The sequence below is a fragment of the Modestobacter lapidis genome, from assembly GCF_054780755.1.
In genome coordinates this window covers 72702-97300 of the sequence record NZ_BAAGVS010000002.1, presented here as the reverse complement: position 1 = coordinate 97300, position 24599 = coordinate 72702, and the positions used below count along the sequence as shown (strand labels likewise).

The 24599-nt window shown below is 75.1% G+C and carries 27 protein-coding genes; 9 read left to right on the top strand and 18 right to left on the bottom strand.

Going from position 1 to position 24599, the window contains the following annotated elements; translation table 11 throughout:
* Positions 1-20: 20 nt before the first annotated feature.
* Genes ACYVG5_RS03140 through hemE form a run of 3 tightly spaced genes read right to left on the bottom strand, consistent with a single transcriptional unit; the run spans position 21 to position 3410 of the window.
* Positions 21-944 carry a DMT family transporter gene (locus ACYVG5_RS03140; RefSeq protein WP_222046509.1) on the bottom strand — a complete coding sequence of 308 codons (924 nt, stop codon included), beginning with the start codon at positions 942-944 and terminating at the stop codon, positions 21-23.
* On the bottom strand, positions 941-2326 hold the full coding sequence (gene hemG, locus ACYVG5_RS03135) for a protoporphyrinogen oxidase (protein ID WP_222046507.1): 1386 nt from the start codon (positions 2324-2326) through the stop codon (positions 941-943). The genes ACYVG5_RS03140 and hemG overlap by 4 nt, the downstream gene beginning before the upstream one ends.
* Before the next feature lie 22 nt (positions 2327-2348).
* Entirely contained in the window at positions 2349-3410 is a 1062-nt protein-coding gene (gene hemE / locus ACYVG5_RS03130; RefSeq protein ID WP_222046505.1) for a uroporphyrinogen decarboxylase, read from the bottom strand.
* Positions 3411-3496: 86 nt separating this feature from the next.
* Between hemE and ACYVG5_RS03125 the strand changes: the two genes are divergently transcribed.
* Genes ACYVG5_RS03125 through ACYVG5_RS03115 form a run of 3 tightly spaced genes read left to right on the top strand, consistent with a single transcriptional unit; the run spans position 3497 to position 5543 of the window.
* A complete protein-coding gene (locus ACYVG5_RS03125) occupies positions 3497-4108 on the top strand; it encodes a DUF3000 domain-containing protein (RefSeq protein WP_222046503.1) in 612 nt (203 codons plus the stop codon).
* Positions 4109-4128: 20 nt separating this feature from the next.
* A complete protein-coding gene (locus tag ACYVG5_RS03120; RefSeq protein ID WP_460682957.1) occupies positions 4129-4260 on the top strand; it encodes a hypothetical protein in 132 nt (43 codons plus the stop codon).
* Positions 4254-5543 carry an HRDC domain-containing protein gene (locus ACYVG5_RS03115; protein ID WP_222046962.1) on the top strand — a complete coding sequence of 430 codons (1290 nt, stop codon included), beginning with the start codon at positions 4254-4256 and terminating at the stop codon, positions 5541-5543. Before ACYVG5_RS03120 ends, ACYVG5_RS03115 begins: the two co-directional genes overlap by 7 nt.
* A 19-nt stretch (positions 5544-5562) precedes the next feature.
* Here the strand turns inward: ACYVG5_RS03115 and ACYVG5_RS03110 are convergent, their stop codons facing one another.
* The 7 genes from ACYVG5_RS03110 to ACYVG5_RS03080 form a co-directional block, all read right to left on the bottom strand.
* Positions 5563-5700 (bottom strand): hypothetical protein, encoded by a 138-nt coding sequence (locus ACYVG5_RS03110; protein WP_222046501.1) that lies wholly within the window; start codon positions 5698-5700, stop codon positions 5563-5565.
* A gap of 54 nt (positions 5701-5754) precedes the next feature.
* The gene (locus ACYVG5_RS03105) at positions 5755-6060 is read right to left on the bottom strand and encodes a thiamine-binding protein (RefSeq protein WP_460682956.1); all 306 of its coding nucleotides are present in this window, start codon (positions 6058-6060) and stop codon (positions 5755-5757) included.
* The gene (dxs, locus tag ACYVG5_RS03100) at positions 6057-8003 is read right to left on the bottom strand and encodes a 1-deoxy-D-xylulose-5-phosphate synthase (RefSeq protein ID WP_460682955.1); all 1947 of its coding nucleotides are present in this window, start codon (positions 8001-8003) and stop codon (positions 6057-6059) included. Before dxs ends, ACYVG5_RS03105 begins: the two co-directional genes overlap by 4 nt.
* Before the next feature lie 117 nt (positions 8004-8120).
* Positions 8121-8786: a pyridoxamine 5'-phosphate oxidase family protein gene (locus tag ACYVG5_RS03095; RefSeq protein ID WP_222046499.1), complete on the bottom strand. Its 666-nt coding sequence runs from the start codon at positions 8784-8786 to the stop codon at positions 8121-8123.
* Positions 8787-8830: 44 nt separating this feature from the next.
* Positions 8831-9199: a hypothetical protein gene (locus ACYVG5_RS03090; RefSeq protein ID WP_222046497.1), complete on the bottom strand. Its 369-nt coding sequence runs from the start codon at positions 9197-9199 to the stop codon at positions 8831-8833.
* Between the two features lie 98 nt (positions 9200-9297).
* Positions 9298-10590: a class I SAM-dependent RNA methyltransferase gene (locus ACYVG5_RS03085; protein ID WP_222046495.1), complete on the bottom strand. Its 1293-nt coding sequence runs from the start codon at positions 10588-10590 to the stop codon at positions 9298-9300.
* Complete coding sequence (locus ACYVG5_RS03080; RefSeq protein WP_222046493.1) at positions 10583-12622, bottom strand: APC family permease; 2040 nt, start codon at positions 12620-12622, stop codon at positions 10583-10585. The genes ACYVG5_RS03085 and ACYVG5_RS03080 overlap by 8 nt, the downstream gene beginning before the upstream one ends.
* A gap of 208 nt (positions 12623-12830) precedes the next feature.
* Here ACYVG5_RS03080 and ACYVG5_RS03075 point away from each other — a divergent pair, with 208 nt between their 5' ends.
* The gene (locus ACYVG5_RS03075) at positions 12831-13499 is read left to right on the top strand and encodes a potassium channel family protein (RefSeq protein ID WP_222046958.1); all 669 of its coding nucleotides are present in this window, start codon (positions 12831-12833) and stop codon (positions 13497-13499) included.
* Complete coding sequence (locus ACYVG5_RS03070) at positions 13499-14167, top strand: potassium channel family protein (protein ID WP_222046491.1); 669 nt, start codon at positions 13499-13501, stop codon at positions 14165-14167. Before ACYVG5_RS03075 ends, ACYVG5_RS03070 begins: the two co-directional genes overlap by 1 nt.
* Here the strand turns inward: ACYVG5_RS03070 and ACYVG5_RS03065 are convergent.
* The 7 genes from ACYVG5_RS03065 to ACYVG5_RS03035 all read right to left on the bottom strand — a co-directional run bounded on the left by ACYVG5_RS03065 (position 14164) and on the right by ACYVG5_RS03035 (position 19020).
* Positions 14164-14994 carry a DUF3159 domain-containing protein gene (locus ACYVG5_RS03065; RefSeq protein WP_460682954.1) on the bottom strand — a complete coding sequence of 277 codons (831 nt, stop codon included), beginning with the start codon at positions 14992-14994 and terminating at the stop codon, positions 14164-14166. The genes ACYVG5_RS03070 and ACYVG5_RS03065 overlap by 4 nt on opposite strands.
* A gap of 39 nt (positions 14995-15033) precedes the next feature.
* On the bottom strand, positions 15034-15411 hold the full coding sequence (locus ACYVG5_RS03060; RefSeq protein WP_222046489.1) for an OB-fold nucleic acid binding domain-containing protein: 378 nt from the start codon (positions 15409-15411) through the stop codon (positions 15034-15036).
* On the bottom strand, positions 15408-16262 hold the full coding sequence (locus tag ACYVG5_RS03055) for an alpha/beta hydrolase family protein (RefSeq protein ID WP_222046487.1): 855 nt from the start codon (positions 16260-16262) through the stop codon (positions 15408-15410). Before ACYVG5_RS03055 ends, ACYVG5_RS03060 begins: the two co-directional genes overlap by 4 nt.
* A complete protein-coding gene (locus ACYVG5_RS03050) occupies positions 16259-16981 on the bottom strand; it encodes a DUF3710 domain-containing protein (RefSeq protein ID WP_222046485.1) in 723 nt (240 codons plus the stop codon). The genes ACYVG5_RS03055 and ACYVG5_RS03050 overlap by 4 nt, the downstream gene beginning before the upstream one ends.
* A 1-nt stretch (position 16982) precedes the next feature.
* On the bottom strand, positions 16983-17540 hold the full coding sequence (dut, locus tag ACYVG5_RS03045) for a dUTP diphosphatase (protein ID WP_460682953.1): 558 nt from the start codon (positions 17538-17540) through the stop codon (positions 16983-16985).
* A 47-nt stretch (positions 17541-17587) separates the two neighbouring features.
* Positions 17588-18532, bottom strand: coding sequence for a hypothetical protein (locus tag ACYVG5_RS03040; RefSeq protein WP_460682952.1), 945 nt, complete (start codon positions 18530-18532; stop codon positions 17588-17590).
* A 185-nt stretch (positions 18533-18717) separates the two neighbouring features.
* The gene (locus ACYVG5_RS03035) at positions 18718-19020 is read right to left on the bottom strand and encodes a DUF4193 domain-containing protein (RefSeq protein ID WP_179653302.1); all 303 of its coding nucleotides are present in this window, start codon (positions 19018-19020) and stop codon (positions 18718-18720) included.
* Between the two features lie 324 nt (positions 19021-19344).
* Here ACYVG5_RS03035 and ACYVG5_RS03030 point away from each other — a divergent pair, with 324 nt between their 5' ends.
* Positions 19345-20388 (top strand): phosphotransferase family protein, encoded by a 1044-nt coding sequence (locus ACYVG5_RS03030; RefSeq protein ID WP_222046481.1) that lies wholly within the window; start codon positions 19345-19347, stop codon positions 20386-20388.
* Positions 20389-20514: 126 nt separating this feature from the next.
* Positions 20515-21054: a LytR C-terminal domain-containing protein gene (locus ACYVG5_RS03025; RefSeq protein WP_222046479.1), complete on the top strand. Its 540-nt coding sequence runs from the start codon at positions 20515-20517 to the stop codon at positions 21052-21054.
* 24 nt (positions 21055-21078) lie between these two features.
* On the opposite strand, the gene ACYVG5_RS03020 is transcribed toward ACYVG5_RS03025, so the two are convergent.
* Positions 21079-21903, bottom strand: a complete 825-nt coding sequence (locus ACYVG5_RS03020; protein ID WP_222046477.1) for an inositol monophosphatase family protein — start codon at positions 21901-21903, stop codon at positions 21079-21081.
* 59 nt (positions 21904-21962) lie between these two features.
* On the opposite strand from ACYVG5_RS03020, the gene ppgK reads away from it, so the two are divergent.
* Positions 21963-22706, top strand: coding sequence for a polyphosphate--glucose phosphotransferase (gene ppgK / locus ACYVG5_RS03015; protein ID WP_222046475.1), 744 nt, complete (start codon positions 21963-21965; stop codon positions 22704-22706).
* A gap of 329 nt (positions 22707-23035) precedes the next feature.
* Positions 23036-24367, top strand: a complete 1332-nt coding sequence (locus tag ACYVG5_RS03010; RefSeq protein ID WP_460682951.1) for an RNA polymerase sigma factor — start codon at positions 23036-23038, stop codon at positions 24365-24367.
* The last annotated feature ends 232 nt before the right edge of the window (positions 24368-24599 follow it).

The window sequence follows — 24599 nt, the reverse complement described above, 5'->3', positions numbered from 1 at the left end:
TCGCGCGGCCGCCGGGACGGTCAGCGGGGGGACGTCGTCCGGCGTCGGGGTGGCCGCAGGACCAGCGCCACGCCGACGGTGGTGACCACCACCCCGGCCAGCGACAGCAGCGGCAGCTCCTCGCCGAACAGCAGGTAGGCCTCGACGGCGGTGGCCGGCGGCACCAGGTACAGCAGGCTGGATACCCCGGAGGCGCTGCCGCGGCGCAGCAGGAACAGCAGCAGCAGGACGGCGCCGAGGGACAGCGGCAGCACCAGCCAGACCAGGGCGAGGACGAAGTCGGCGGTCCACTCGATCGTCATGCTCTCGGTCAGGCCGGCGACGGCGACCAGGGCGAGGGCGGCCGCGGCGTACTGCACGGCGGTGCCGGACAGCAGCGGGATGTGGTCGCCGTGCTTCTTCTGCCACAGCGTCCCGGCCGTGCCGCACAACAGGGCCACCAGGCAGGACGCGACGCCGACCGGCGGGAACGAGCCCTCGTCCCCCGCCGCGCTGGCCAGCCCGGGGGCGAGGACCAGCGCCACGCCGCCGACGCCGAGCACGAGCCCCAGCCACTGCACCGCCACCAGCCGCTCACCGAGCAGCCGGGTGGCCAGCGCCGCGGTCAGCACCGGCTGCAGGCTCACCACGACCGCGGCCACGCTCGCCGGCAGGCCGGAGTCGATGGCGAAGAACACGCCCCCGAGGTAGCCGGCGTGCAGCAGCAGACCGGCCACGCCGGCCCGGCCGGTCTGCGCCCGGTTCGCCGGCCAGGCGGCCCGCAGGACGACGGCGATCCCGGCCAGCAGCATCCCGGCCAGCGCCAGCCGCAGGGCCAGGAAGGTGAACGGCTCGGCGTAGGGCAGGCCGTACTTGGCACCCACGAAACCGGTGCTCCAGAGCAGCACGAAGACCACCGGTGCGACGGTGATCGCGGCCCCGCGCACGCGGGCCGGAGCGCTCACAGCAGCGCCGCGACGGCGCGGCGGGCGCCCCGGATGCAGGCCGGCACCCCGACGCCGCCGTAGGCGGCACCGGCGACGGCCAGCCCGGGCACGGCCCCGACGGCGTCCAGGACGGCGGTGACCCGCTGCGGGTGCCCGACCAGGTACTGCGGCAGCCCCCCGCCCCACCGGACCAGGTGGGTCTCCAGCGGCTCGGGGCGTTCGAGGTCGAGCAGGTCGGCGACGTCGGCGACGACGGCCGCGGTGAGGTCCTCGTCGGACCGCTGCAGCTGCGACTCGTCGCGGTACCGGCCCACCGACGACCGCACCCGCAGCACCCCGGCGCCGTCGGCGCCCCCGGACAGGTGCGGCCACTTGGCCGAGGAGATCGTCACGCCCTTCACCAGCCGCCCGGTCACCGGCGGCACGAGCAGCCCGGATCCGGCGGCCACCGGCTGGGCGGGGAACGCCATGGCGACCACGGCCATCGACGCGTACGGGATGCCCCGCAACGGTTCCTCCGCTCCGGGGGCGACGCCGGCGAGCAGCCGGGCGGCCTTGCCGGCCGGTGCGGTGACGACCACCGCGTCCGCGGTCAGGATGTGCGGCGACCCGGCCGGGCCGACCGACAGCTCGAACCCGGAGCCGGAGTGGCGCAGCGCGTGCGCCGGGGTGCGCAGCCGGATGTCGGCCCGGGACGCCGCGACGAGGGCGGCGGGCAGCGAGCCGATCCCGTCGGCGACGGTGACGAACACCGGCCCGTCGGCGTCGCCGCGGCTGCGCGCACCGGCCTCGCGGGCGGCGAGCGCCCCGGCGAGCACCGACGGTGCCCGGCGCAGCTGCGCGGCCAGCGCCGGCATGGTGGCGGCCAGCGAGAGGTCGTCGGGCCGGCCGGCGTAGACCCCGCCGAGCAGCGGCTCGACCAGCCGGTCGACCACCTCGTCGCCGAGCCGCTCGCGGAGCAGCCCGCCCACTGTCACGTCGCCGTTCGGGTCGAGGTGCAGCGGCGGCAGGTCGGCCTCGGCCCGCACCCGGGCCACCCCGGCCGGGGTGAGCACGCCGTCCAAGCCGTCCGCGGAGGTCGGCACGCCCTGGACCGTGCCCGGCGGCAGCGGGTGCCGGCCGTCGGGCAGGACGATCGACGCCTGCGTGGTGGCCGGCGCGACCAGCTGGCCGGCCAGCCCGAGGTCCTCGACCAGCTGCACCGCCTCGGGCACCCGGGCGAGCATCGCCTCGGGTCCGGTGTCGTACCACTGTCCGGCCAGCCGGACCCGGTCGAGCTTGCCGCCGATCCGGCCCGACGCCTCCAGGACGACGACCTCGTCGTCGGGGCGGGCGCGGTGCCACTCGTAGGCGGCGGTGAGCCCGGTGATGCCGGCGCCGACGACGACCAGCCGGGTCATCGGGCGGAAGGGGTGGGCGGGGTCATCGCTGCGAGAGCTCGTGCACCAGCTCGACCACGTGGGTCAGGACGCCGGGGTCGGTGTCGGGCAGCACACCGTGGCCGAGGTTGAAGACGTGCCCGCGGGCGGCGCGGCCCTGCTGCACGACCCGGGTGACCTCCCGGTCGACGGTGGCCCGGTCGGCCAGCAGCACGGCGGGGTCGAGGTTGCCCTGCAGCGAGTAGCCGGGTCCGACCCGGCGGGCGGCCTCGTCCAGCGGCACCCGCCAGTCGACGCCCACCATGTCGGCACCGGCGTCACCGATCAGCGGCAGCAGCTCCCCGGTGCCCACGCCGAAGTGGACCCGCGGCACGTCCGCGTCGCCGAGCCCGTCGAAGACCGCCCGGGAGTGCGGCAGCACCCGCTCGGCGTAGTCGGCGGCCGACAGCACCCCGGCCCAGGAGTCGAACAGCTGGACGGCCGACGCGCCGGCGCCGATCTGGGCCCGGAGGAAGACGGCCGCGGAGACGGCGAGGTGCTCCAGCAGCCGCTGCCAGGCCGCGGGCTCGGCGTACATGAAGGCCTTGGTGCGGGCGTGCTCCTTGGAGGGGCCGCCCTCGATCAGGTACGTGGCCAGGGTGAACGGGGCACCGGCGAAGCCGATCAGCGGTGTGGGGCCGAGCTCGGCGACCAGCCGGCGGACCGCGGTGACCAGGAAGTCCAGCCGGTCGGGTTCCAGCGGCGGGAGCGCGTCGACGTCGGCGACGGTGCGCACCGGGTGCGCGACGACCGGGCCGATCCCGGGCTTGATCTCGATGTCGACGCCGGCCACCACCAACGGCAGCACGATGTCGGAGAACAGGATCGCGGCGTCCACCCCGTGCCGGCGGACCGGCTGCATGGTGATCTCGGTGACCAGGTCGGGGTCCTGGCAGGCCTGCAGCATCGCCGTCCCGGCGCGCAGCGCCCGGTACTCCGGCAGCGAGCGCCCGGCCTGGCGCATGAACCACACCGGCGTGCGGGAGACGGGCAGGCCGCGCGCGGCGCGGACGAGGTCCGAGTCGGCGGGGCCGGGGGTCGCGGACGGTCCTCCAGGTGTTCCCACGGGGTCGATGCTCCCAGACGGCCCCGGCGGCCCACGGCGGCGCGTCGGGACCCCGCCGGGCGCCCGATCGGACCTACCCTGCGCAGGTGGCTCCGCAACGCACCCGTCCCGACGACGACGTGCAGGTCCCTGCCCCGTTCCGGGCCGCCCTCGAGGCGCTGTCCACCGTCCGGGTCCGCCCCGAGGTGGTCGTCGAGCACATCCCGGCGCCGCAGCGGCTGGCGCCCTACGCCCACGCGGTCGCGCTGACCGTCGGCGAGCCCGACGGCGACGACGAGGTCGAGATCGCCAGCGGCCGGTTCATCGTGCTGTTCGACCCGGCCGGACACCAGGCGTGGGCCGGTACCACCCGCTGCGTCGGCTACGTCACCGCGGTCACCGACGAGCACATGGTGGACGACGCCATGTTCTCCGAGGTCGCCTGGAGCTGGCTCACCGACGCCCTGGCCGACAGCGGCGCCGAGCACCACCACGTGGGCGGCACCGTCACCCGGACCGCCTCCACCCGCTTCGGCGAGATCGCCGCCCCCGAGCACTCGGTGGACGTCGAGATCCGCGCGTCCTGGACGGCGGAGGGCACCACGCTGGACCGGCACCTGCGCGCCTACCTCGAGGTGCTCGCCCAGGCAGCGGGCCTGCCGCCGGAAGGCGTGCACCTGCTGGGCGCGGGCGGGCAGACCGTCGGCACCGGCGCCTAGACTCCCCCCACGAAACCCCGGTGCGGCCGCTCGGAGCCGCACCGGACGCGCCGGTCACCTCCGACCGGCCGATGACGGGAGGCCGGATGTCGCTGGGCCTGTACCGGGCCGCCGGCGTCCGCCTCGCACCGGTCACGGGGGTGCTCTGCTGAGCACCGACCTGTCCGGCGCCGGCACCCCGGAGGAGCCGACCGTCGCCGCCCCCATCGCGGGTGCGGACGCGGAGGCTCCCGACGAGCCCACCGCCGTTCCCCTGCTGGCCCCGCGCGACGGGCTCCCCCCGGTCATCGACACCTCGACCGCGCTGGTCGACTACGCCGCGGCGCTGGCCGCCGGCACCGGCCCGGTGGCCGTGGACGCCGAGCGCGCGTCGGGCTACCGCTACGGGCAGCGTGCCTACCTCGTCCAGCTGCGCCGCACCGGCTCGGGCACCGGCCTCGTCGACCCGGTCCCGCTGCCCGACCTCTCGGTCGTCCAGGAGGCCATCGCCGACACCGAGTGGGTGCTGCACGCCGCCAACCAGGACCTGCCCTGCCTGGCCGAGATCGGGCTCGTGCCCGGCCGGCTGTTCGACACCGAACTCGCCGCGCGGCTGGCCGGCCTGCCCCGGGTGGGGCTGGGCCCGGTGGTCGAGTCGCTGCTCGGCTTCGCGCTGCAGAAGGGCCACTCGGCCGCCGACTGGAGCACCCGCCCGCTGCCCCGGGACTGGCTGGTCTACGCCGCGCTCGACGTCGAGGTGCTGGTCGACCTGCGCGACGCGCTGGCCGCGATCCTCGCCGACCAGGGCAAGACCGAGTGGGCGCGGCAGGAGTTCCAGGCGATCCTCGCCGCCGGCCCGCCCGCCGCCAGGGTCGACCCGTGGCGGCGCACCTCCGGCATGCAGGGGCTGCGCAACCGCCGGCAGCTGGGGATGCTCCGGTCGCTGTGGCAGGCCCGCGACGAGCTGGCCCGGCGCCGCGACATCGCGCCGGGGCGGGTGCTGCCCGACGCGGCGATCGTGTCGGCGGTGCAGGCCGATCCGAAGACCGAGAGCGCGCTGCTCGAGCTGCCGGTGTTCCGCGGCCGGGCCAACCGCAAGCTGGTGGGTACCTGGTTCGGCGCCCTGGCCCGTGGCCGCGCGATCCCCGAGGGCGAGCTGCCGCCGCACAGCCGTCCCGGTGACGGCCCGCCGCCGGCGAACCGCTGGGCCGACCGCGACCCGGCGGCCGCGGCCCGGCTGAAGGTCGCCCGGGCCGGGCTGACCCGGGTGTCCGAGGAGTGGTCGGTGCCGGTGGAGAACCTGCTGTCCCCGGACCTGATGCGCCGCCTGGTCTGGAGCCCACCGTCCCCGGCGGACGCCGACGCGGTGGCCGCCGTCCTGCGCGCCGGCGGGGCCCGGGAGTGGCAGGTCGAGCTGACCCGCGACCTGCTGGTCGAGGCGATCGCCGCCGGCTGAGGCGGCGCAGCGACGGGGCTCAGTCCGTGGTGAACGTCGCCTGCGACAGCTGGCTGTTCGCGTTCCGATCGCTCGCGATGACGATGTGCAGGTCGTCGTGCAGCGGCAGCGCCAGCGGCGTGCCGCGCCATCCGGCCCCCGGGCCGACCAGGTCCACCCGCGTCGACTCCCCTACCTCCTCACGCGCGGCGAGGTCGGCACGAGCGGTGGGTCAGCGGAACTTGTGCGTGAGGCTGTCCATGGTGCGGTTCACCGTCGCCACCTTGACGTGCGAGATTCCCGCCGTCGCACCGGCCGCCAGCATCGCCTCGTGCGCGGCGCGCAGCGTGGCCCAGACGGTGTCGGCGTCGCCCTCCAGCGTGGTGCCCAGCGCACCCACCTCGCAGCGCAGCCCGGAAGCCCGGATGACGGCGATCGCGGCCTCCACGTGCGCATGCCGGTCGTCCGGCCGGCCCGGCGGGGACGGCGCGACCTGGATCTCGGCGATGACCAGCGACGCACCGACCGGCGGGGTCACTGCTGCTGGCCCTCGACCTGCTGGCCCTCGGTGTCGGAGACCGGAGCGACGGTGTTGGCGCCGTTCGGGCGGTCGGCGAGCCGGGCGGCCCACTCGACGACCCGACGGGCGACGTCCTGCTCGGTGAGCCCGGCGTCGGCCAGCACCTGGCCGCGGCTGCCGTGCTCGAAGAACTGCTGGGGCAGCCCCATGGTGCGCACCGGCACGTCGCTGTCGGCGTCCTGCATCGCCCGGGTGACCAGCGAGCCGAGCCCGCCGGCCCGGCCGCCGTCCTCGACGGTGACGACCAGCCGGAAACCGGATGCCAGCGCCACGAGTTCAGCGGCGACCGGCATCACCCAGCGGGGGTCGACGACCGTGACGTCGATGCCGTGGTCGGCGGCGCGCTCGGCGGCGGCGAGGCACATCGGCACCATCGCGCCGGCGGCCACCAGCAGCACCTCCGGGGAGGCCCCGCGGCGCAGCACGTCGACCGGACCGCGGCGCTCCAGCGCGGGCACCTCGACCGGCAGCGCGCCCTTGGGGAACCGGACCACGGTGGGGCCGTCGGTCACCGCGACCGCCTCGCGCAGCGCCTCGCGCAGCGTCGGCTCGTCCCGGGGCGCGGCCAGCCGCAGCCCGGGGACGATCGAGGCGATCGACATGTCCCACATGCCGTTGTGCGAAGCGCCGTCCGAGCCGGTCACGCCGGCCCGGTCCAGGACGACGGTGACCGGCTGGCGGTGCAGCGCGACGTCCATGAGCAACTGGTCGAACGCCCGGTTGAGGAAGGTCGAGTAGATCGCCACGACCGGGTGCAGGCCGCCCATGGCAAGGCCGGCCGCCGAGGTGAGCGCGTGCTGCTCGGCGATGCCGACGTCGTAGGTGCGCTCGGGGAAGCGCTCGGCGAACGGAGCCAGGCCGGTCGGGTGCAGCATCGCGGCGGTGATGGCGACGACGTCGGAGCGCTCGGTGCCGATCCGCACGAGCTCGTCGGCGAACGCGTCGGTCCACTCCGGGCCCTTGGCGGCCGAGGACAGCCCGCTGTCGGGCTCGAAGACGCCGGTGGAGTGCCAGGCGTCGACGGTGTCGGTCTCGGCCGGCGGGTAGCCGAAGCCCTTGGTGGTCACGGCGTGCACGATCACCGGGCCGCCGAAGGACCGGGCCCGGCGCAGCGCGGACTCCATCACCTCGACGTCGTGGCCGTCGACCGGACCGACGTACTTCATGCCGAGGTCCTCGAACATCCCCTGCGGGGACAGGACGTCCTTGAGGCCCTTCTTGATCGCGTGCAGGGCGTCGTACAGCGTCGAGCCGACGACGGGGGCCTTGTGCAGCGCCTGGCGGACGGCGTCCAGCGCCTGCTCGTAGCCGGGGCGGAGCCGCAACGTGGCCAGCGCGTCGGCGACCCCGCCGATGGTCGGCGAGTAGGAACGGCCGTTGTCGTTGACCACGATGACCACCGGCCGGTCCTGGGCGGCGGCGATGTTGTTCAGCGCCTCCCAGGCCATCCCGCCGGTGAGGGCGCCGTCGCCGATCACGGCGACCACCGGGCGGCGCTCCCCGCGGACGGCGAAGGCCTTGGCCAGCCCGTCGGCGTAGGACAGCGACGTCGACGCGTGGCTGTTCTCCACCCAGTCGTGCTCGCTCTCCGTGCGGCTGGGGTAGCCGGAGAGCCCGCCGCGCTGGCGCAGCTGCTCGAAGCCGTCGAGCCGGCCGGTCAGCAGCTTGTGCACGTACGCCTGGTGGCCGGTGTCGAAGACGATCGGCTCGCGCGGGGACTCGAACACCCGGTGCACGGCGATGGTCAGTTCGACCGCGCCGAGGTTGGGGCCGAGGTGCCCGCCGGTCTTGGCGACGGCAGAGACGAGGGCGTCGCGGATCTCGGCGGCGAGAACGGGCAGCTGGTCGGGCTGGAGTGCCCGGAGGTCCGCAGGACCGGTCAGCGAGCGGAGCAGCGACACGACGCGACAAGGTCCCTTCGACGTCGACGGGGCTGAACGGGTGGCACACCGCCGGGATGTCCCACTGTAACCGCGCACGGCGCACCTGCCCCGGTGGACGAGGAGACCGGGAACGGCTCAGCGGCCGCCAGTGCGGGCGATCACGTGCGCGGGGACTGCGGTGCCCGGCGGGACGTCCGGCGCGGCCACCGGGGCGCCCACGACCGTGCCGACCGGCAGGACCCCGGCCCAGTACGGCAGCGACACGTCCGCCGGCTCGTCCGAGGGCGGGCCGCTGCGCACCTTCACCGACACCTCGGCCAGGTCGAGCCGCAACACCGTGGTGGCGGCGAGCTCGCGGCGGTCGGGAACGCGGCTGCCCGCCGACCGGCCGGGGACGACGCCGTCCACCAGCGCGATCAGCGCTGCGGACTTCTCGTCCGGGTCGTCGACGACGACGGCGGTGCCGTGGGCGACCACCGACCGGTAGTTGATCGAGTGGTGGAACGCGGAGCGGGCCAGCACCAGCCCGTCGAGCAGGGTCACGGTGACGCAGACGTCGAGCCCGTCGCCCCCGGCCATCCGGAGCGCCCGGGCGCCGGTGGAGCCGTGCAGGTACAGCCGCTCCCCCACCCGGGTGTGCAGCTGCGGCAGGACGACCGGCCGCCCGTCGACGACGAACCCGACGTGGCACACGACCGCCTCGTCGAGGACCGCGTGCACCGTCGCCCGGTCGTAGGACACCCGCTCCCGGCTGCGGGACGCCCGGGTGCGTGCGGTCGGGGGGTAGTCGGCGCCGGTCACGGGCCGATCCTGCCGGACCGGCACCGTCGGGCTCCATCGACTTCCTACAGCCGCGGTACCCAGCGCTCACCGCGGAGGGCGCCGGCGACGACCTCCACGCCCCGCGCGGCGCGGGCCAGCCGTTGCCCCTCGCGCTCGTAGGCGCTGATCGCGGCCTCCATCGCGGCCGGCGGCAGCTGGTCGGCCAGCTCCACCCGCACCGTCCGCCAGCCGGCGCGGGCGGCCTCCAGGCCGGCGGTGAGGTGGTCGGCGGCGAACCGGGCGAGCAGCACCGGGTACTGGCGCAGCACCTCGTGGGCGCGGTAGTCCGGCGGCACCTGGTCGTAGAGCCAGGCGACCGCCGTGCGCTCCCAGTCCGGAGCGCCCGGCGGGGCGACCTCGTCGGGCCAGCCGGGCGGCAGTGCGGCGTCCACGGGTCCAGTCTGACCGGCCGGCCAGGGACGGCATGCGGCGCCGCCCCCTGGATCCCGCTGCAGGTGATGCTCAGCGCACCAGCCCCGTGCTGGACCGGTCAGGCCGGGACCAGCAGCGCGACGCACTCCACGTGGGCGGTCATCGGGAAGCAGTCGAAGGCGCGCAGCCCGGCCAGCCGGTAGCCGGCCGCGGCGAACGCGGCCACGTCCCGGGCCAGCGACGCCGGATCGCAGGCCACGTAGACGACGGCCCGCGGACCGGCGGCGGCGAGCGCCTGGCTCACCCCGGGCCCGGCACCGGCGCGTGGCGGGTCCAGCACGACGACGTCGAAGGAACCCACTTCGGCCAGCAGCCCGCTCACGCCCTCGGCGTCGATGTCGCCCTGCCAGACCTCGGCCTGCGGCAGGTCGGCCAGGTTGGCGTCCGCGGCGGCGCACGCCCCGCCGTCGGCCTCCACGCAGACCACCCGGCCCGCCGGCCCGACCGCCGAGGCCAGCGAGCCCCCGAACAGCCCCACGCCGGCGTACAGGTCCAGCACGCGCTCGCCGCTCATCATCGCCGCGTACCCGGCGACGGCGCCCACGAGCGCGTCGGCGGCGCCCGGGTGCACCTGCCAGAAGCCGGTGCCCTCGACCTGCCAATCCCGGTCCCAGGCCCGGCGGGCAGCCCGCCCGGACGCCTCGACGGCGCGGTGCTCCCCCGCCGGCACCACCCGGGTCGACTGCGGATGGCCGCGTCGGTCCAGCCGGGTCGTGCTGATCGCGCCCTCGGAGTCGACGGCGACGTCGACCGCCCCCGCCCCCGGCCAGGTGCGGCCGAGCACGGCGGCGGCGGCCGGTTCCATGGTGATCGGGCAGTCCGCGAGCGGCAGCACCTCCCGGGAGCGGTGCGGGTGCAGCCCGGGCCGGCCGGACCGGTCCACCGCGAAGCGCGCCCGCGACCGCCACCGCAGCGGGCCGCCGGGCAGCTCCTCGACCTCGACGGCGACGTCCATGCCGGCGAGCCGGGCGAACTGCTCGGTGAGGACGTCGGCCTTCAGCCGCCGCTGTTGCGCCGGCGCCACGTGCTGCCAGTCGCAGCCGCCGCAGCGGCCGGGTCCGGCGTACGGGCACGGCCGCTCGACCCGCTCGGGATGTGCCTGCAGCACCTCGACGGCGTCGGCCCGGCAGTACTTCGCGTGCCGGTCCTCGGTCACCAGCACGATCACCTGCTCACCGGGCAGCGCGTGCCGGACGAACACCACCCGGCCCTCGTGGCGGGCCACGCAGTGCCCGCCGTGCGCCACCGGGCCCACGGTGACCTCGAACCGCCGGCCGACCCAGCTCGGCCGCCCTTCAGGGGCCCGCGCCGAGCCTGCGAGGTGTGGGGGGAAGGGTGGTCCTTCAGCCATGGGGGTTTGACTCCTGGTCGGCCGTGAGACCACGCCGCAGGTCGCCCGGCGCGGTGCGACCGTTGCCGCCGTCCTCGTCCCGGCCCACCGAGCTCTCCAGCTGCCACGGCACGCTGGTGATCATCACGCCCGGCTGGAACTGCAGGCGGGTGCGCAGCCGCAGCGCGCTCTGGTTGTGCAGCAGGTTCTCCCACCAGTGCCCGACCACGTACTGCGGCACGAACACCACCACCAGCTCCCGCGGGCTGGACCGGCGGATGTCCCGCACGTAGTCGACGACCGGCCGGGTGACCTCGCGGAACGGCGACTCCAGCACCGTCAGCGGCACCGGGATGTCGTACCGATCCCAGGCGGCCTGCAACTGCCGGGTCTCGGCGTCGTCGACGTTGACCGTCAGCGCGGTCAGCGCGTCCGGGCGGGTCGCCCTGGCGAAGGCCAGCGCCCGCAGCGTCGGCTTGTGCACCTTGGAGACCAGCACGACGGCGTGCACCTTGCTGGGCAGCGTCCGCGCGTCGCTGTCGGGCACCAGCTGCCGGGAGACGTCGGAGTAGTGCCGGTTGATGCCCCGCATCAGCAGGAAGATGATCGGCATCACCAGGATGACCAGCCAGGCGCCATGGGTGAACTTGGTGACCACGATGATCAGTAGGACGACGGTGGTGAGCGTCCCGCCGACGGCGTTGATTCCCTGTGCGCGCCGCATCCGGCGCCGCGCGTCCGGGTCCTCGGCCGACCGCAGCTCCCGCTTCCAGTGCCGCACCATGCCCCACTGGCCGATGCTGAAGCTGGTGAACACCCCCACGATGTACATCTGGATCAGCCGGTTGGGGTCGCCGTCGAAGGCGACGATCAGCAGCGCGGCGAACCCGGCGAGCAGCAGGATGCCGTTGCTGTAGACCAGCTTGTCGCCCCGGGTGTGCAGCTGGCGGGGCATGAACCGGTCCTGGGCCAGCACCGAGCCCAGCAGCGGGAAGCCGTTGAACGCCGTGTTGGCCGCCAGGACCAGCACGAGTGCGGTCGCGGCCTGGATGGCGAAGAAGCCGATCGAGGTGTCGCCGCCGAAGGTGGCGGCGGCGAGCTGGGCGATGACGGTGCGCTGCGGGTCGGTCTCGCAGTCACCGGGGAAGCCCACCAGGTCGCAGGTGTTCTGGGCGTACCTCACGTCGGCGTGCAGGGCCAGCGCCGTCACCCCGGCGAACATGACGGCGGCGAGGCCGCCCATCCAGGCCAGCGTGGTGGCCGCGTTCCTGCCTTTCGGCGGCCGGAACGCCGGCACGCCGTTGGCGATCGCCTCCACCCCGGTCAGCGCGGTGCAGCCGGAGGCGAACGCCCGCAGCACGAAGAACACCAGGGCCAGCCCGGCCAGCTGGCCGTAGCCGGGCTCGGGGGTGATCGACCAGGCGGCGCTCTCGGCGACCACCGGGTCGTCGGTGAAGAGGTCGCGCACCAGCCCGGTGCCGATCATGACCAGGATGCCGGTGACGAACAGGTAGGTCGGGAACGCGAAGGTCCTCCCCGACTCCCGCAGGCCGCGCAGGTTGGCCGCGGCCAGCAGCGCGACCAGGCCCACTGCGATCAGCACCCGGTGCTGGTTGAGCCCCGGGAAGGCCGAGATGATGTTGTCGGTGCCGGCCGACACCGACACGGCCACGGTCAGCACGTAGTCGGTGAGCAGCGCACTGGCCACGGTCAGCCCGGCGAACTGCCCGTGGTTCTTCATCGCGACCTCGTAGTCGCCGCCGCCGGAGGGATAGGCGTGGACGACCTGCCGGTACGAGAGAACCACCACCGTGAGCAGCAGCACCACGGCCACGGCCAGCCACGGGGCGAGGAAGAGGAACGCCGTTCCGGCGAGGGTGAGCACGATGAGGATCTCCTGGGTGGCGTACGCCACGGAGGAGAGCGGGTCGCTGGCGAAGACCGGGAGCGCCAACCGCTTGGGGAGCAGCGACTCACCGGCCCGGGCACTGCTGACGGGGCGGCCGAGGACGAGGCGCTTCGGGAGTTGTCCGAGGTCGGACAGGGTCGGCACGCGGGCGATCGTACGGTCGCTGGAGCGCCCCGGAGCGCACGACGGAGCGACCTCGCTCACAGCGGTGCCCCGGGCGGGTGATGCGCGGCCGGTGCCGCCCTCCGGGGTCGGCCGGCGGGTGTACGTTCGCGCGCGGTACGGCCCGGCGGTCCGCCCGGGCCGGCGACGGGATCGACGAGCAACCAGCGAACGGGCGGGGTGGATGCACGTGCACGTGGTCGTGATGGGCTGCGGCCGCGTCGGATCGGCGATCGCCCGCCGGCTCGAGGAGATCGGGCACAGCGTCGCGGTGATCGACCAGGACCCCGGGGCCTTCCGCCGGCTGGGTCCGGAGTTCACCGGCCGCCAGGTGACGGGCCTGGGTTTCGACCGGCAGACGCTGCTGGCCGCCGGCATCGACTCGGCCGGCGCGTTCGCCGCGGTGAGCAGCGGCGACAACTCCAACATCATCAGCGCCCGGGTGGCCCGCGAGACCTTCGGCGTCGAGCACGTCGTGGCCCGCATCTACGACTCCAAGCGGGCCGAGGTGTACGAGCGGATGGGCATCCCCAGCGTCGCCACCGTGCCCTGGACGGTGAACCGGCTGATGCGCGAGCTGCTGTCGGTGAAGGTGAGCGAGCTGTGGCGGGAGCCCACGGGCACGGTGCTGCTGATGCGCGTGACGGTGACCGACGTCTGGGTCGGCCGGCCGCTGGCCGACCTCGAGGCCGCCTCCGGAGCCCGCGCCGCCTGGGTGGTCCGCTTCGGTGCCGCCCAGCTCCCCGGCCCGGCCACCGTCCTGCAGACCGGCGACCACCTGGTCGTCGCCGTCACCGACGAGCTCACCGAACGGGTGCACCGCGCCGTCGAGCAGGGTCCTGAGAAGAGGCAGCACTGATGCGCGTCGCCATCGTGGGCGCCGGCGCCGTCGGCCGCTCGATCGCCACCGAGCTGCTCGGCAACGGCCACGCCGTGATGCTGATCGAGAAGAACGGCGCCAAGGTCCGCGCCAGGACGGTGCCCGGCGCCGAGTGGGTCCAGGCCGATGCCTGCGAGGTCTCCTCGCTGGAAGAGGCCCAGCTGGCCACCTGCGACGTCGTGATCGCCGCGACCGGGGACGACAAGGCGAACCTGGTGGTCTCGCTGCTGGCCAAGACCGAGTTCGCGGTGAACCGCGTCGTCGCCCGGGTGAAGGATCCCCGGAACGAGTGGCTCTACACCGAGGCGTGGGGCGTCGACGTCGCCGTGTCCACCCCGCGGGTGCTCGCCGCGCTGGTCGAGGAGGCGGTCACCGTCGGCGACGTCGTCCGGCTGATGAGCTTCCGCAAGGGCGCCGCGAACCTGGTGGAGATCACTCTCGCCGACGACACCCCGTGGGTGGGCCGGCCGGTGCGCGAGCTGGTGCTCCCCCGGGAGACCGTCCTCACCACCATCCTGCGCGGCGAGCGGGTCATCACCCCGCAGGCCGACGAGCCGCTGGAGGCCGGCGACGAGCTGCTGTTCGTCACCCACGGCGACATCGAGGACGAGCTGAAGCAGATGATGTGCGCCGGCGGGAACGATTAGGCCCCGTCCAGCGGCTCACCCCGAGCTTGCGAGGGGTGCGGGGGACGGGGTCCTTCTGCAGTGCGGTGCCGGTGTAGCCGGGCCACCACCCAGAGCGTAATGACCAGCTGGACGGCGGTCACCGGGAGCCCCAGGGTCACGGAGACCGCGCCCAGCATCTCCACGTCGTCGCGCACGTAGAAGAACCAGGTCAGCCCGGCGCGCAGCAGGAAGACCGATGCCCACAGCACCGTCAGCCAGGAGTAGGCGCGCACCAGCCGGGGGTCGTCGCGCCAGTGCTGCTCCGCGACCGCGTCCGGCACCCGCTCGGCGCCGCCCGTGGCCGGTGGGACCGGCTCGACCGGCTCGACCGGCGTGGCTGCGGCAGTGCCCCGTCCGGCTCTCAGGGCGCGCAGCGAGGGCAGTGAGTGCGAGGCCATCGCGCCCAGATGGCTGGGGGCGAGGAACTCCGCGACCACGCCCACCAGCGGCCAGCGGAACGCGATGGAGCCGAGCAGCACGACGCCGATGCCGGCGTTCCGGATCAGCCCCAGGGTGAAGAAGTCCCGCGCCTCCCCGGTCTTCCAGGCGATGGCGACCGCCACCGCGACCGCGAACAGGCCGCTGATCCCCTGCTGGACGCTCTGCCGGCGGACCAGCCGCAGGCCGAAGACGAGGACGGCGGCCGCCAGCGCGGCCCAGATGCCGACGGTCAGCCCGGCCAGCGAGTTGGCCACCACGAACGCCACGGTCGGCAGCGTCGCGTCGACCATCCCGCGCCAGCCGCCGAGCTGGTCGAGCACCAGGTGCCGGTCGAAGCTGACCTTGCGGTCGCCCGCGTCGCTCACGACGCCCTCCGGCTGGGCTGCTCGCTCACCGGGGGCACGTCACCCGGCGCCCAGCTCGTACCAGGGGTTGTAGATGACCCGGCGGCCGTCGAAGGCGGCGAACCGGCCCCGCGCGGTGAGGGAACGCCCCGGCTCGATGCCGGCGATCTTCCGGCGCCCCAGCCACACCAGGGTCACCGACCCCGAGCCGTCGAACAGCTCCGCCTCGAGCGTCGGCACGGTCTCCCGCGGGGTGTAGACGACGGACCTCAGCCGGCCGGTCACGGTGACCACCTCGCCCTTCCGGCAGGTGCTCACCGGGGCGCACCCGGAGCTGGCGACGTCCGACTGCAGCGCCTCGGCATCGACCGTCTGGTCGTCCGCGGTCAGCTTCGCGAGCCGCCGGGACAACCAGCCGCGCGCACTGGTCTCTGTCACGAGTCCAGGGTAATGCGGTCGGCGGTGGCGGTGCGGCGGGCCGAGAGCCAGTCCAGGACGCGCCGCCAGGCCTCCCCCGCCAGGTCGATGACCATCATGTGGTCACCGGGCACGAGGACCACCTCCACGGTGTCACCGGCGGCGGTGGCCGCCGCGGCGTACCGGTCGCTCTGCTCGGGCGGGACGGAGGTGTCCTCGGTCCCGTGGACGCACAGCACGGCGGCGCCGGTGGGCAGCAGCCGCACCGGGTCAGCGGTGGCGTACCGCTCGGGGACGTCGTCGGCCCGGCCCCCGAGGAACTGGGCCACCGCGTCCTGGCCCATGTGCTGCTCGTCGGCCCGGGTCAGGTCCAGCACCCCGGCCTGGAGCACCGCCGCCGCCACCCGGACCCGCGGGGACGCGCCCGGCGCACCCGCGGGAAGCCGGCCGCGCCCGGCCGCCCAGGCCGCCAGCTGGCCGCCGGCGGAGTGCCCGACCACGGTGACGTCGGTCAGGTCGAGGCGGGCGGAGCCGGGCAGGTCGGGCAGTGCGTCCAGCGCCGCGGCGACGTCGTCCAGCGTCTCCGGCCAGCCACCCCCGCCGCCCGCCCCGGTTCCGACGCGGCGGTACTCGACGGCGACCGCCGCCCAGCCCCGGGCGGCGAGGTCCGCGGCCAGCGGCCGGGCCAGCTCGATGCCGCGGGCGGCCCGCCAGAACCCGCCGTGCACCACGACCACGACCGGCGCCGGCCCGTCGCCCGCGGAATGCCCCGGCAGCGCGGCGGCGCCGTCCGGCTCCTGCACCGGAAGTGGGAGGGTCAGCTCGAGGAACTGGTCCGGCCCGGGGCCGTAGGCGTGCGTCGTGGGCGTCATGCCGGCCCACCGGAGGTCGTGCCGCCGGCGGCCGCACCACCACGGGCGGCCGCCTGCTGGCGGGCGACCTGCTCGGCGGCCTGCGGCGGGAGCGTGAGCGGCAACTGGTCGCGCACCGGCATGGGCTGGCTGCCCCGCACCACGACGATGGCGCGGAACGCGGCCTCCAGGACCGCGGCGGCCTGCGGGGTCTCGGCCGCCGGACCGCTGATCATGCCGCGGAGGAACCACCGCGGGCCGTCCACGCCGACGAACCGGGCGGCTCGGCGCACCGGCGCGCCGGGCGTGCTCCCGGCCACCGGCGCGGCGGCGATCAGCACGGACCCGGTGAGCTCGGGGCCGAACGGGCCCGACACCTCTGTCAGCGAGCCGCCCTGGCCGCTGGCGCTGCGGGCCAGTTCGGTGCGGACGTCATCCCAGATGCCGGTGGCACGCGGAGCAGCGAAGGCCGAGACCTGCAGCAACGACTCCCCCTGCCGCAGGGTGGCGCCGACGACCTGCTGCTGGGCGTTCACGTCGATCCGGAGCTCCAGACCGGGCACGGCCGGCAGCCGCAGGCAGCCCAGGTCGATGCGCGGGATGCCGTCGTCGGGGACGTCCGCGTCGTCCCAGGGCCCCTCGGTGGCGGGGACGTCCCGCTCGCGCACCTGGGGTTCGGGGGGGACACCCCGCTCGCGGAGGCTGCGGTCGATCCGGTTGCGCCGGCGGCCGATGGGCATCTCAGACCCGCCCTTCGGGGAGTGGTTCGACGGTGGAAGGCCGGCCGGGCGCCGCGGCGCCGCCGGTGGAGCCGCCGGTGGAGCCGTGGCCCCCGGCTCCGCGGTCGCTGGCCGGGAGCTCGGTGACGGGCACGAAGCGCGCGCGCACGACCGGTTGGACGACCAGCTGGGCGACCCGGTCGCCGCGGTGCAGGCGCACCGTCGTGGCCGGGTCGAGGTTGACCAGGTTCACCTTGATCTCGCCGCGGTAGCCGGCGTCGATCGTGCCGGGGGCGTTCACCAGGCTCAGGCCGAGCCGGTGGGCCAGCCCCGACCGGGGGTGCACGAACCCCGCGTACCCCTCGGGGATGGCCACGGCGATCCCGGTGCCGACCAGCGCCCGCTGGTGCGGGGCCAGCACGACGTCCTCGGTGAGGGCAAGGTCCGCACCGGCGTCGCCGGGCAGGGCGTACCCCGGCAGTACGGCGTCGGGTGAGGTCAGCCGCACGGGCACGTCCAGCGCCGCCGGGGAGGGCGCCGGCGGCTCGCCGGACGACGGTGACGGGAGGAGGTCGGGCACGGCCGCGAGGCTAGCCCGCTCCGCCCGCCCGGGTGCGGAGCGGCGGGTCAGGGACGGGCGTCGGGCGGCGCGGACGGCGGGAGGCCGGTGCGCAGGTCGGCCAGCACCCGTTCGGCGAGCGCCACGGTGGCCTTCGAGTTGCTGCGGGCGGACAGCGTGGCGCCGACCAGCAGCGGGGCGAACGAGGTGGCGCTGCCGGCCAGCCGCCGGGTGACCCGGCGGCGCAGGGCCTGCGCACCCGCCGAGGACAGCCGGGAGAACAGCCCACCGGATCCGGTGGTGCCGACGGCGCGCTGGGTGCTCCAGCTGGTCAGGTAGGCGCGCGCCCGTTCCCGGGCGTCGCCCGGGGCGGGCCGGCGGTACAGCTCGTGCAGCTCGCCGACCAGCACCACCTCGACCGCGGCGACGAGCACCGTCTGCGCGCCCATCTCCAGCGGCATCGCCACCAGCGAGGGCGGCGCGAACCACTGGGCGGCCGCCAGACCGCCGGTGGCCGCGCCGACCCCGCCGGTCAGCCGGGCCGCACGGGCCACCAGGACGTCGGCGATCTCCTGCTCGGTGGCGCCGGGGTGCGCGGCCTGCAGCCGGGCCCGGTCACGGATCGGCAGCGCCGGGGCCGCGGTGTCCAGCAGGTCGGTGAGCAGACCCCCCGGCGCCCACCGCCCGGCCCCCGTGCCGCGGCCGCCGGGCGCGCCGGCGACCGCCGGGCCGACCGCGCCGGGCGAGGTGGCCTCCCGCCCACCGCCCGACCGGGCGGCACCGGCCACGGCCGAGACCACGTCGGCCAGCACGCCACCGGCCGACCGGCCGCTCGCCCCGGAGGCCCGGGAGCCGCTGTCGGCCGGGTCCCGGCCGAGCAGCCCGGTGACGGCATCGGCCAGCGCCCGGGCGGCGCCGCCCACGCCTCCGCCGGCCACCTCCGGGTCGGCGGGCACCGGCCGCGGCGGCGGGACGTCGCGCGGTGGACCGGTCGGGGAGCCGTGCTCTGTCATCGGGCACCTTCCATCCGTGCGGCCCCGCTGCAGGGCCACGCGCCGAGCCTGCGAGCCGTGGTGGCAGCGGTCAGGCCCCCGCGCAGGGCCCCGCCGCGAGCTCGCGAGTGGTGGGGGGCACGGGCGGCCCCTCTGCAGGGCCCCGCCGCGAGCTCGCGAGTGGTGGGGGGCACGGGGGTCCTTCTTCAGGCCGCGCAGTCCCGGCAGACCAGCTGGTCACCGCGGGTGGCGGCCAGCCGGCTGCGGTGGTGGACCAGGAAGCAGCGCGAGCAGGTGAACTCGTCCTCCTGCTTCGGCAGGACCCGGACGGTCAGCTCCTCGTTGGAGAGGTCCGCACCGGGGAGCTCCAGGTTCTCGTTGAAGTCGGTCTCGTCGACGTCGACCGAGGACGACTGGGCCTCGGCCCGGCGGGCCTTGAGCTCCTCGAGCGAGTCCTCGCCCAGCTCGTCGGCCTCGTTGCGGCGTGGGGCGTCGTAGTCGGTGGCCATGGGTGTGCCCCTTCTCTCTGTCTCGCGGGACGCTGCCCGCTCTGCTGCCGTCGGTACCCGGAGGGTGCCTGCGGTCGGGACCGGCCGCAGGGGCGGCCGGAGGTCGTGTCGCCGGATCGGTGGGGGCCCACTGCTCGGGCCTCCGCCCTCCCCGGCGAGGGTCGGACGGACGCGCGACCCGGCGGTGCGCCCGGTCGCTCACACACCGGCGAGCCCCCCAACGTGGTGCGCGCCTGATTTGTGCCCGGGGCCGGGTGGTCGACACCTGACGGGCACCGACGGTGGCCGCTAGACCACGGGGCGCCAGAGGCTACCCTGCCGCCGATGACGACCACCGCGGGAGCTGATCCGGGCACGGTCGGGCCGTACCTGGCCACCGTGCTGGGCGACGAGCGATGGCGCTCCGTGGACGTGGAGCTGATCACCGCCGGCCTGTCCAACCTCACGTACGTGGTGAGCCCGGCGGGCGGGACGGCCGACGACGCGGTGATCCTGCGCCGGCCGCCCACCGGTGCCGTGCTGGCCACCGCGCACGACATGGTGCGTGAGCACCGGGTGATCTCGGCGCTCGGTGGCACCCCGGTGCCGGTTCCCCGGACGCTGCACCTGTGCACCGACACCGCGGTGCTCGGCGCCCCGTTCTACGTCATGGAACGCGTCGTCGGCGTGCACGTCGTCGACCAGCTGCCGCCCGGCTACGCCGACGAGCCGGCCCAGCGACGGGAGATCGCCGACGGGCTCGTCGACGTGCTGGGTGACCTGCACGCCGTCGACCCCGCCGCGGTCGGGCTGGCCGACTTCGGCCGCCCCGAGGGCTTCCTCCAGCGGCAGGTCCGGCGCTGGACGACGCAGTGGGAGGCCACCCGCGACACCGACCGCCCCGACCTCGACGCCCTCGCCGCCCGACTGGCCGGAACCGTGCCGGCCACCGCCCGCACGGGGATCACCCACGGCGACTACCGGCTGGACAACTGCCTGCTGCACCCCCAGGTACGCGGCCGGATCCGCGCGGTGCTGGACTGGGAGATGTCCACCCTGGGCGACCCGCTCACCGACCTGGGCATGCTGTTCGTCTACTGGCCACAGGCCGGGGAGACCACGGCGAGCGTTCCGGGTGTGAGCACCCTCCCGGGCTTCCCCACCCGGCTGCAGCTCGCGGAGAGGTACGCCTCGCGCACCGGTGCCGACCTGACGGCACTGCCCTGGTACGTCGCCTTCGCCTGGTTCAAGTTCGCCGCGATCGTGGCCGGCATCGTGGCCCGGTCCGCGGCCGGGGCGATGGCCGGGAAGGACACCAGCGGCTACGCGGAGCGGATCGGCCCCTGCGTGGCACGGGGACGCGCCGCGCTCGAGGACGGTGCGCTCTAGCCCAGCCCCGCGCCGCTAGAGTCCGCTCCGTCATCCGGCCCCCAGTCCGGCCGGTCGCGAGCCCTCCACCGGCGAGTCCGCCGTCCGGCGGCCGGCGACCGCCGTCCCCCCGAGCGGAGTGCACCGTTGAGCGAGCCCAGCGACCGGTCCCCGGTGCGCGCCCGTAGCGGTCGCCGGCCGGTGCCCGGGCTGATCTTCCTGCTGGTGCTCGCGCTGGCCGCGCTCGGCGTCTGGTGGAACGTGCTGCGCCAGGACGCCGCGATGGAGCAGGCGGAGGCGGCCGCCTGCACGTCGGCGGCCGAGGCACCGCCCTCCCTGGACCCGGCCTCGGTGACGGTGCGCGTGTTCAACGCCACCTCGACCGCGGGGCTGGCCAACACCGTCGCCGACTCGCTGCAGGGCCGCGGGTTCACCGTGTCCGAGATCGGCAACGACCCGAACCCCGACCTGGAGGTCACCGGGGCCGGGGAACTGCGGTACGGCCGTCGCGGCGCCGAGAACGCGTCCTTCGTGCGGGTGTTCCTGCCGGGCATCGGCGAGCGGCCCGACACCCGCGCCGACGCCGTCGTCGACGTCGTCCTCGGGCCGGAGTTCCAGCAGCTCGCATCCCCCGAGGAGGTCGCCGCCGCCCTGGCTCCGGCGGCCGGCGCCTCGACGGCCTGTTGAAGGACCCCCCTGCAGGGGGGCCGTTCAAGCGTTGGCGGGTAACCGTTCGAGCAGCTCGACCAGCGGCCCGGCGATGCTCGGTGCCGCCGCGACCGCCATCGGCTCGGCGAACGGGCGGCCCCCCGTGCCGGTGACGACCAGCCCGGCCTCGGCCGCCACCAGCGCCCCGGCGGCGTGGTCCCAGGGCTTGAGGTCCAGCTCGTAGTAGGCGTCCACCCGGCCGGCGGCCGCGGAGCAGAGGTCCAGCGAGGCGCACCCGTTGCGCCGGATGTCGCGCACCTGGGGCAGCAGCTCGGCGACGACGGCGCCCTGCAGGCGCCGCTGCTCGACCCGGTAGCCGAAGCCGGTGGCGACCAGCGTGTGGTCCAGGTCGACGGGCGCGCTGCCGGCCAGCCGGGACGCCGCCGTCCCCGGCGCGGTCGACCAGGCACCCTGCCCGCGGACGGCGGTGAAGAGCTCACCGGTCGCGACGTTGAGGACGACGCCCACCTCGGTGCGGCCGTCCACCTCCGCGGCGATGGAGACGGCGTAGGCGGGCAGCCCGTAGAGGAAGTTGACCGTCCCGTCGATCGGGTCGACCACCCAGCGCACGCCGCTGGTGCCCGCCCGGGCGGCGCCCTCCTCCCCGAGCACGCCGTCGTCCGGGCGGGTCTCGAGCAGACGCCGGACGATGAGCTCCTCGCTGGCGGTGTCGACCGCGGTGACCACGTCCACCGAACTGGACTTGGTGTCGACCTGGTCGGCCGCGGAGCTGCGGCCGGCGCGGACGAGCAGCGCCGCCTCCTCCGCGGTGGCCCGGGCCAGGCCGAGCAGCTGGGCGGGCAGGTCCGCGGGCGAGGAGGTCGTCACAGGGAGCGATCCTGCCGGAGTCCTGCCCCTGGGACCGGGCCGGTCACTAGCCTGTCCGCGTGCAGGGCTTCGGAGTGGACATCGGTGGCAGCGGCATCAAGGGCTGCGTGGTCGACCTGGACAAGGGCGAGCTGGTCGGGGAGCGGTTGCGCATCCCGACCCCGCAACCGGCGTTGCCGGACCCGGTCTACGGCGTGGTGGGCGACATCGTCGGCCAGTTCGGCTGGACCGGGCGGATCGGCGTCACCTACCCGGGGGTGATGAAGCACGGCGTCGTGTTCACCGCCGCCAACATGGACCCGAGCTGGGTGGGCACCGACATGGCCGCCGGGCTCGAGGCGGTCATCCCCGGCACGGTGCAGACCCTCAACGACGCCGACGCCGCCGGCCTGGCCGAGATGGAGTACGGCGCCGGCCGCGGTGAGCGCGGCCTGGTGCTGATGCTCACCTTCGGCACCGGCATCGGCAGCTCCCTGTTCATCGACGGCACGCTGGTGCCCAATACCGAGCTGGGCCACATCGAGGTCGACGGCCAGGACGGCGAGATCCGGGCGTCGGCCGCAGCGCGGGAGCGGGAGGACCTGACCTACCCGCAGTGGGCGCAGCGGGTCGACCGGTACCTCGACACCCTGGAACGGGGCATCTGGCCGGACCTGATCATCGTGGGGGGCGGGGTGAGCAAGAAGGCGGCCAAGTGGGTTCCCCTGCTGTCCACCCGCACCCGGGTGGTCCCCGCCGCGCTGCTCAACGACGCCGGCATCGTGGGCGCGGCCCTGGCCGCGGAGCAGCGGATCGGGCAGTGACGCTGCGCAGCCGACTCTCCGGGCCGGCACTGGTACCGCCGGGAGGGCACCCGTCGGCATAGTCCACCCGGACGGGGCAGACCTGAACCGGTGGACCGGCGCGTCGGCGCCGTTACAATGGAGAAGACCCACCTCGCCTCGCCCCCTGCCAGCAGGTCATCCCCCGCCTCCCGCCCGGTGAAACGTGCGCCGGTCAGGACGTCGGACGACCGCCCCGCGGGGCGGTACGGGGCCGCTGCCCGCGGGCCACACGGTCCTCGAGGAACGCACCGCAGTACGGGAAGGAACACTGAGTGCCCGCCGACCAGCCAGGACCGGAAGCAGCAGCTGTGAGCAGCACGAGCAGCCGGAGGACGGTCGCCGCCCGTTCGGCCGCCTCGTCGCAGTCCACCGCTCCGGTCACCAAGGCCGCCCCCGCGAAGAAGGCGCCGGCCAAGAAGGCTGCCGCCTCCACCGCGAAGAAGGCGACCGGCGCCCGCAAGCCCAGCATCAGCCCCTCCCCCGGCACGGGTGAGGGCACCGTCCTCACCGCGGTCTCCTCCGACGGCGGCACCATCGCCGTCGTCGACGCCGGGTCCCAGGGCCTCAAGCTCGACGAGTCCGTCGTGACCGGCAAGGACGGCGTGGCCGTCGCCGACGCCACCGACGAGAAGACCGAGGGCGAGGGCCCGGAGTTCGAGTGGGACGACGAGGAGGAGTCCGAGGCGCTGCGGCAGGCCCGCAAGGACGCCGAGCTCACCGCCTCGGCCGACTCCGTCCGCGCCTACCTCAAGCAGATCGGCAAGGTCGCGCTGCTCACCGCCGAGGAGGAGGTCGACCTCGCCAAGCGGATCGAGGCCGGGCTCTACGGCGCCGAGCGGCTGCGGCAGATCGGGGAAGAGGGCCAGAAGCTCTCCCCGCAGATGCGCCGCGACCTGAACTGGATCGTCCGCGACGGCGAGCGCGCGAAGAACCACCTGCTGGAGGCCAACCTCCGCCTGGTGGTCTCGCTGGCCAAGCGCTACACCGGCCGCGGCATGGCATTCCTGGACCTGATCCAGGAGGGCAACCTGGGCCTGATCCGTGCGGTCGAGAAGTTCGACTACACCAAGGGCTACAAGTTCTCCACCTACGCCACCTGGTGGATCCGCCAGGCGATCACCCGCGCCATGGCCGACCAGGCCCGCACCATCCGCATCCCGGTGCACATGGTCGAGGTCATCAACAAGCTCGGCCGCATCCAGCGCGAGCTGCTCCAGGACCTGGGCCGCGAGCCCACCCCGGAGGAGCTGGCCAAGGAGATGGACATCACCCCGGACAAGGTGCTGGAGATCCAGCAGTACGCCCGGGAGCCGATCAGCCTCGACCAGACCATCGGTGACGAGGGCGACAGCCAGCTCGGCGACTTCATCGAGGACTCAGAGGCGGTCGTGGCCGTCGACGCGGTCAGCTTCACCCTCATGCAGGACCAGCTCACCAGCGTCCTGCAGACCCTCTCCGAGCGGGAGGCCGGCGTCGTCCGGCTGCGCTTCGGCCTGACCGACGGTCAGCCGCGCACCCTGGACGAGATCGGCCAGGTCTACGGGGTGACCCGCGAGCGGATCCGGCAGATCGAGTCCAAGACGATGTCCAAGCTGCGGCACCCCAGCCGTTCCCAGGTGCTCCGCGACTACCTCGACTGAGGAAGGGCCCCCCTGCCCCCCCACCGCTCGCGAGCTCGCGGCGGGACCCTGCAGGGGGGCCACGGGGGCCGCACCCACCGATGGAGTGAGCGCGGCGGTGTGGCGCGGCACCGGCCGGGTAGACGGCGTAGCGTGGGACCTGTCAGAACAGCAGCGGACCCACAGCTGGCCAGAGCCAGTACGACAGCAAACGAGTACGTGCACGTGCACCATCCGGACCCAGTTCCGAACC

Excerpts from the sequence above, each read along its gene's own strand:
- ACYVG5_RS03050 (WP_222046485.1), bottom strand. The coding sequence starts at position 16,981 with ATGCCCATCGGCCGCCGGCGCAACCGGATCGACCGCAGCCTCCGCGAG.
- ACYVG5_RS03070 (WP_222046491.1), top strand. The coding sequence starts at position 13,499 with ATGCGCGTCGCCATCGTGGGCGCCGGCGCCGTCGGCCGCTCGATCGCC.
- hemG (WP_222046507.1), bottom strand. The coding sequence starts at position 2,326 with ATGACCCGGCTGGTCGTCGTCGGCGCCGGCATCACCGGGCTCACCGCC.
- ACYVG5_RS03040 (WP_460682952.1), bottom strand. The coding sequence starts at position 18,532 with ATGACAGAGCACGGCTCCCCGACCGGTCCACCGCGCGACGTCCCGCCG.
- ACYVG5_RS03035 (WP_179653302.1), bottom strand. The coding sequence starts at position 19,020 with ATGGCCACCGACTACGACGCCCCACGCCGCAACGAGGCCGACGAGCTG.
- ACYVG5_RS03030 (WP_222046481.1), top strand. The coding sequence starts at position 19,345 with ATGACGACCACCGCGGGAGCTGATCCGGGCACGGTCGGGCCGTACCTG.
- ACYVG5_RS03055 (WP_222046487.1), bottom strand. The coding sequence starts at position 16,262 with ATGACGCCCACGACGCACGCCTACGGCCCCGGGCCGGACCAGTTCCTC.
- ACYVG5_RS03085 (WP_222046495.1), bottom strand. The coding sequence starts at position 10,590 with ATGGCTGAAGGACCACCCTTCCCCCCACACCTCGCAGGCTCGGCGCGG.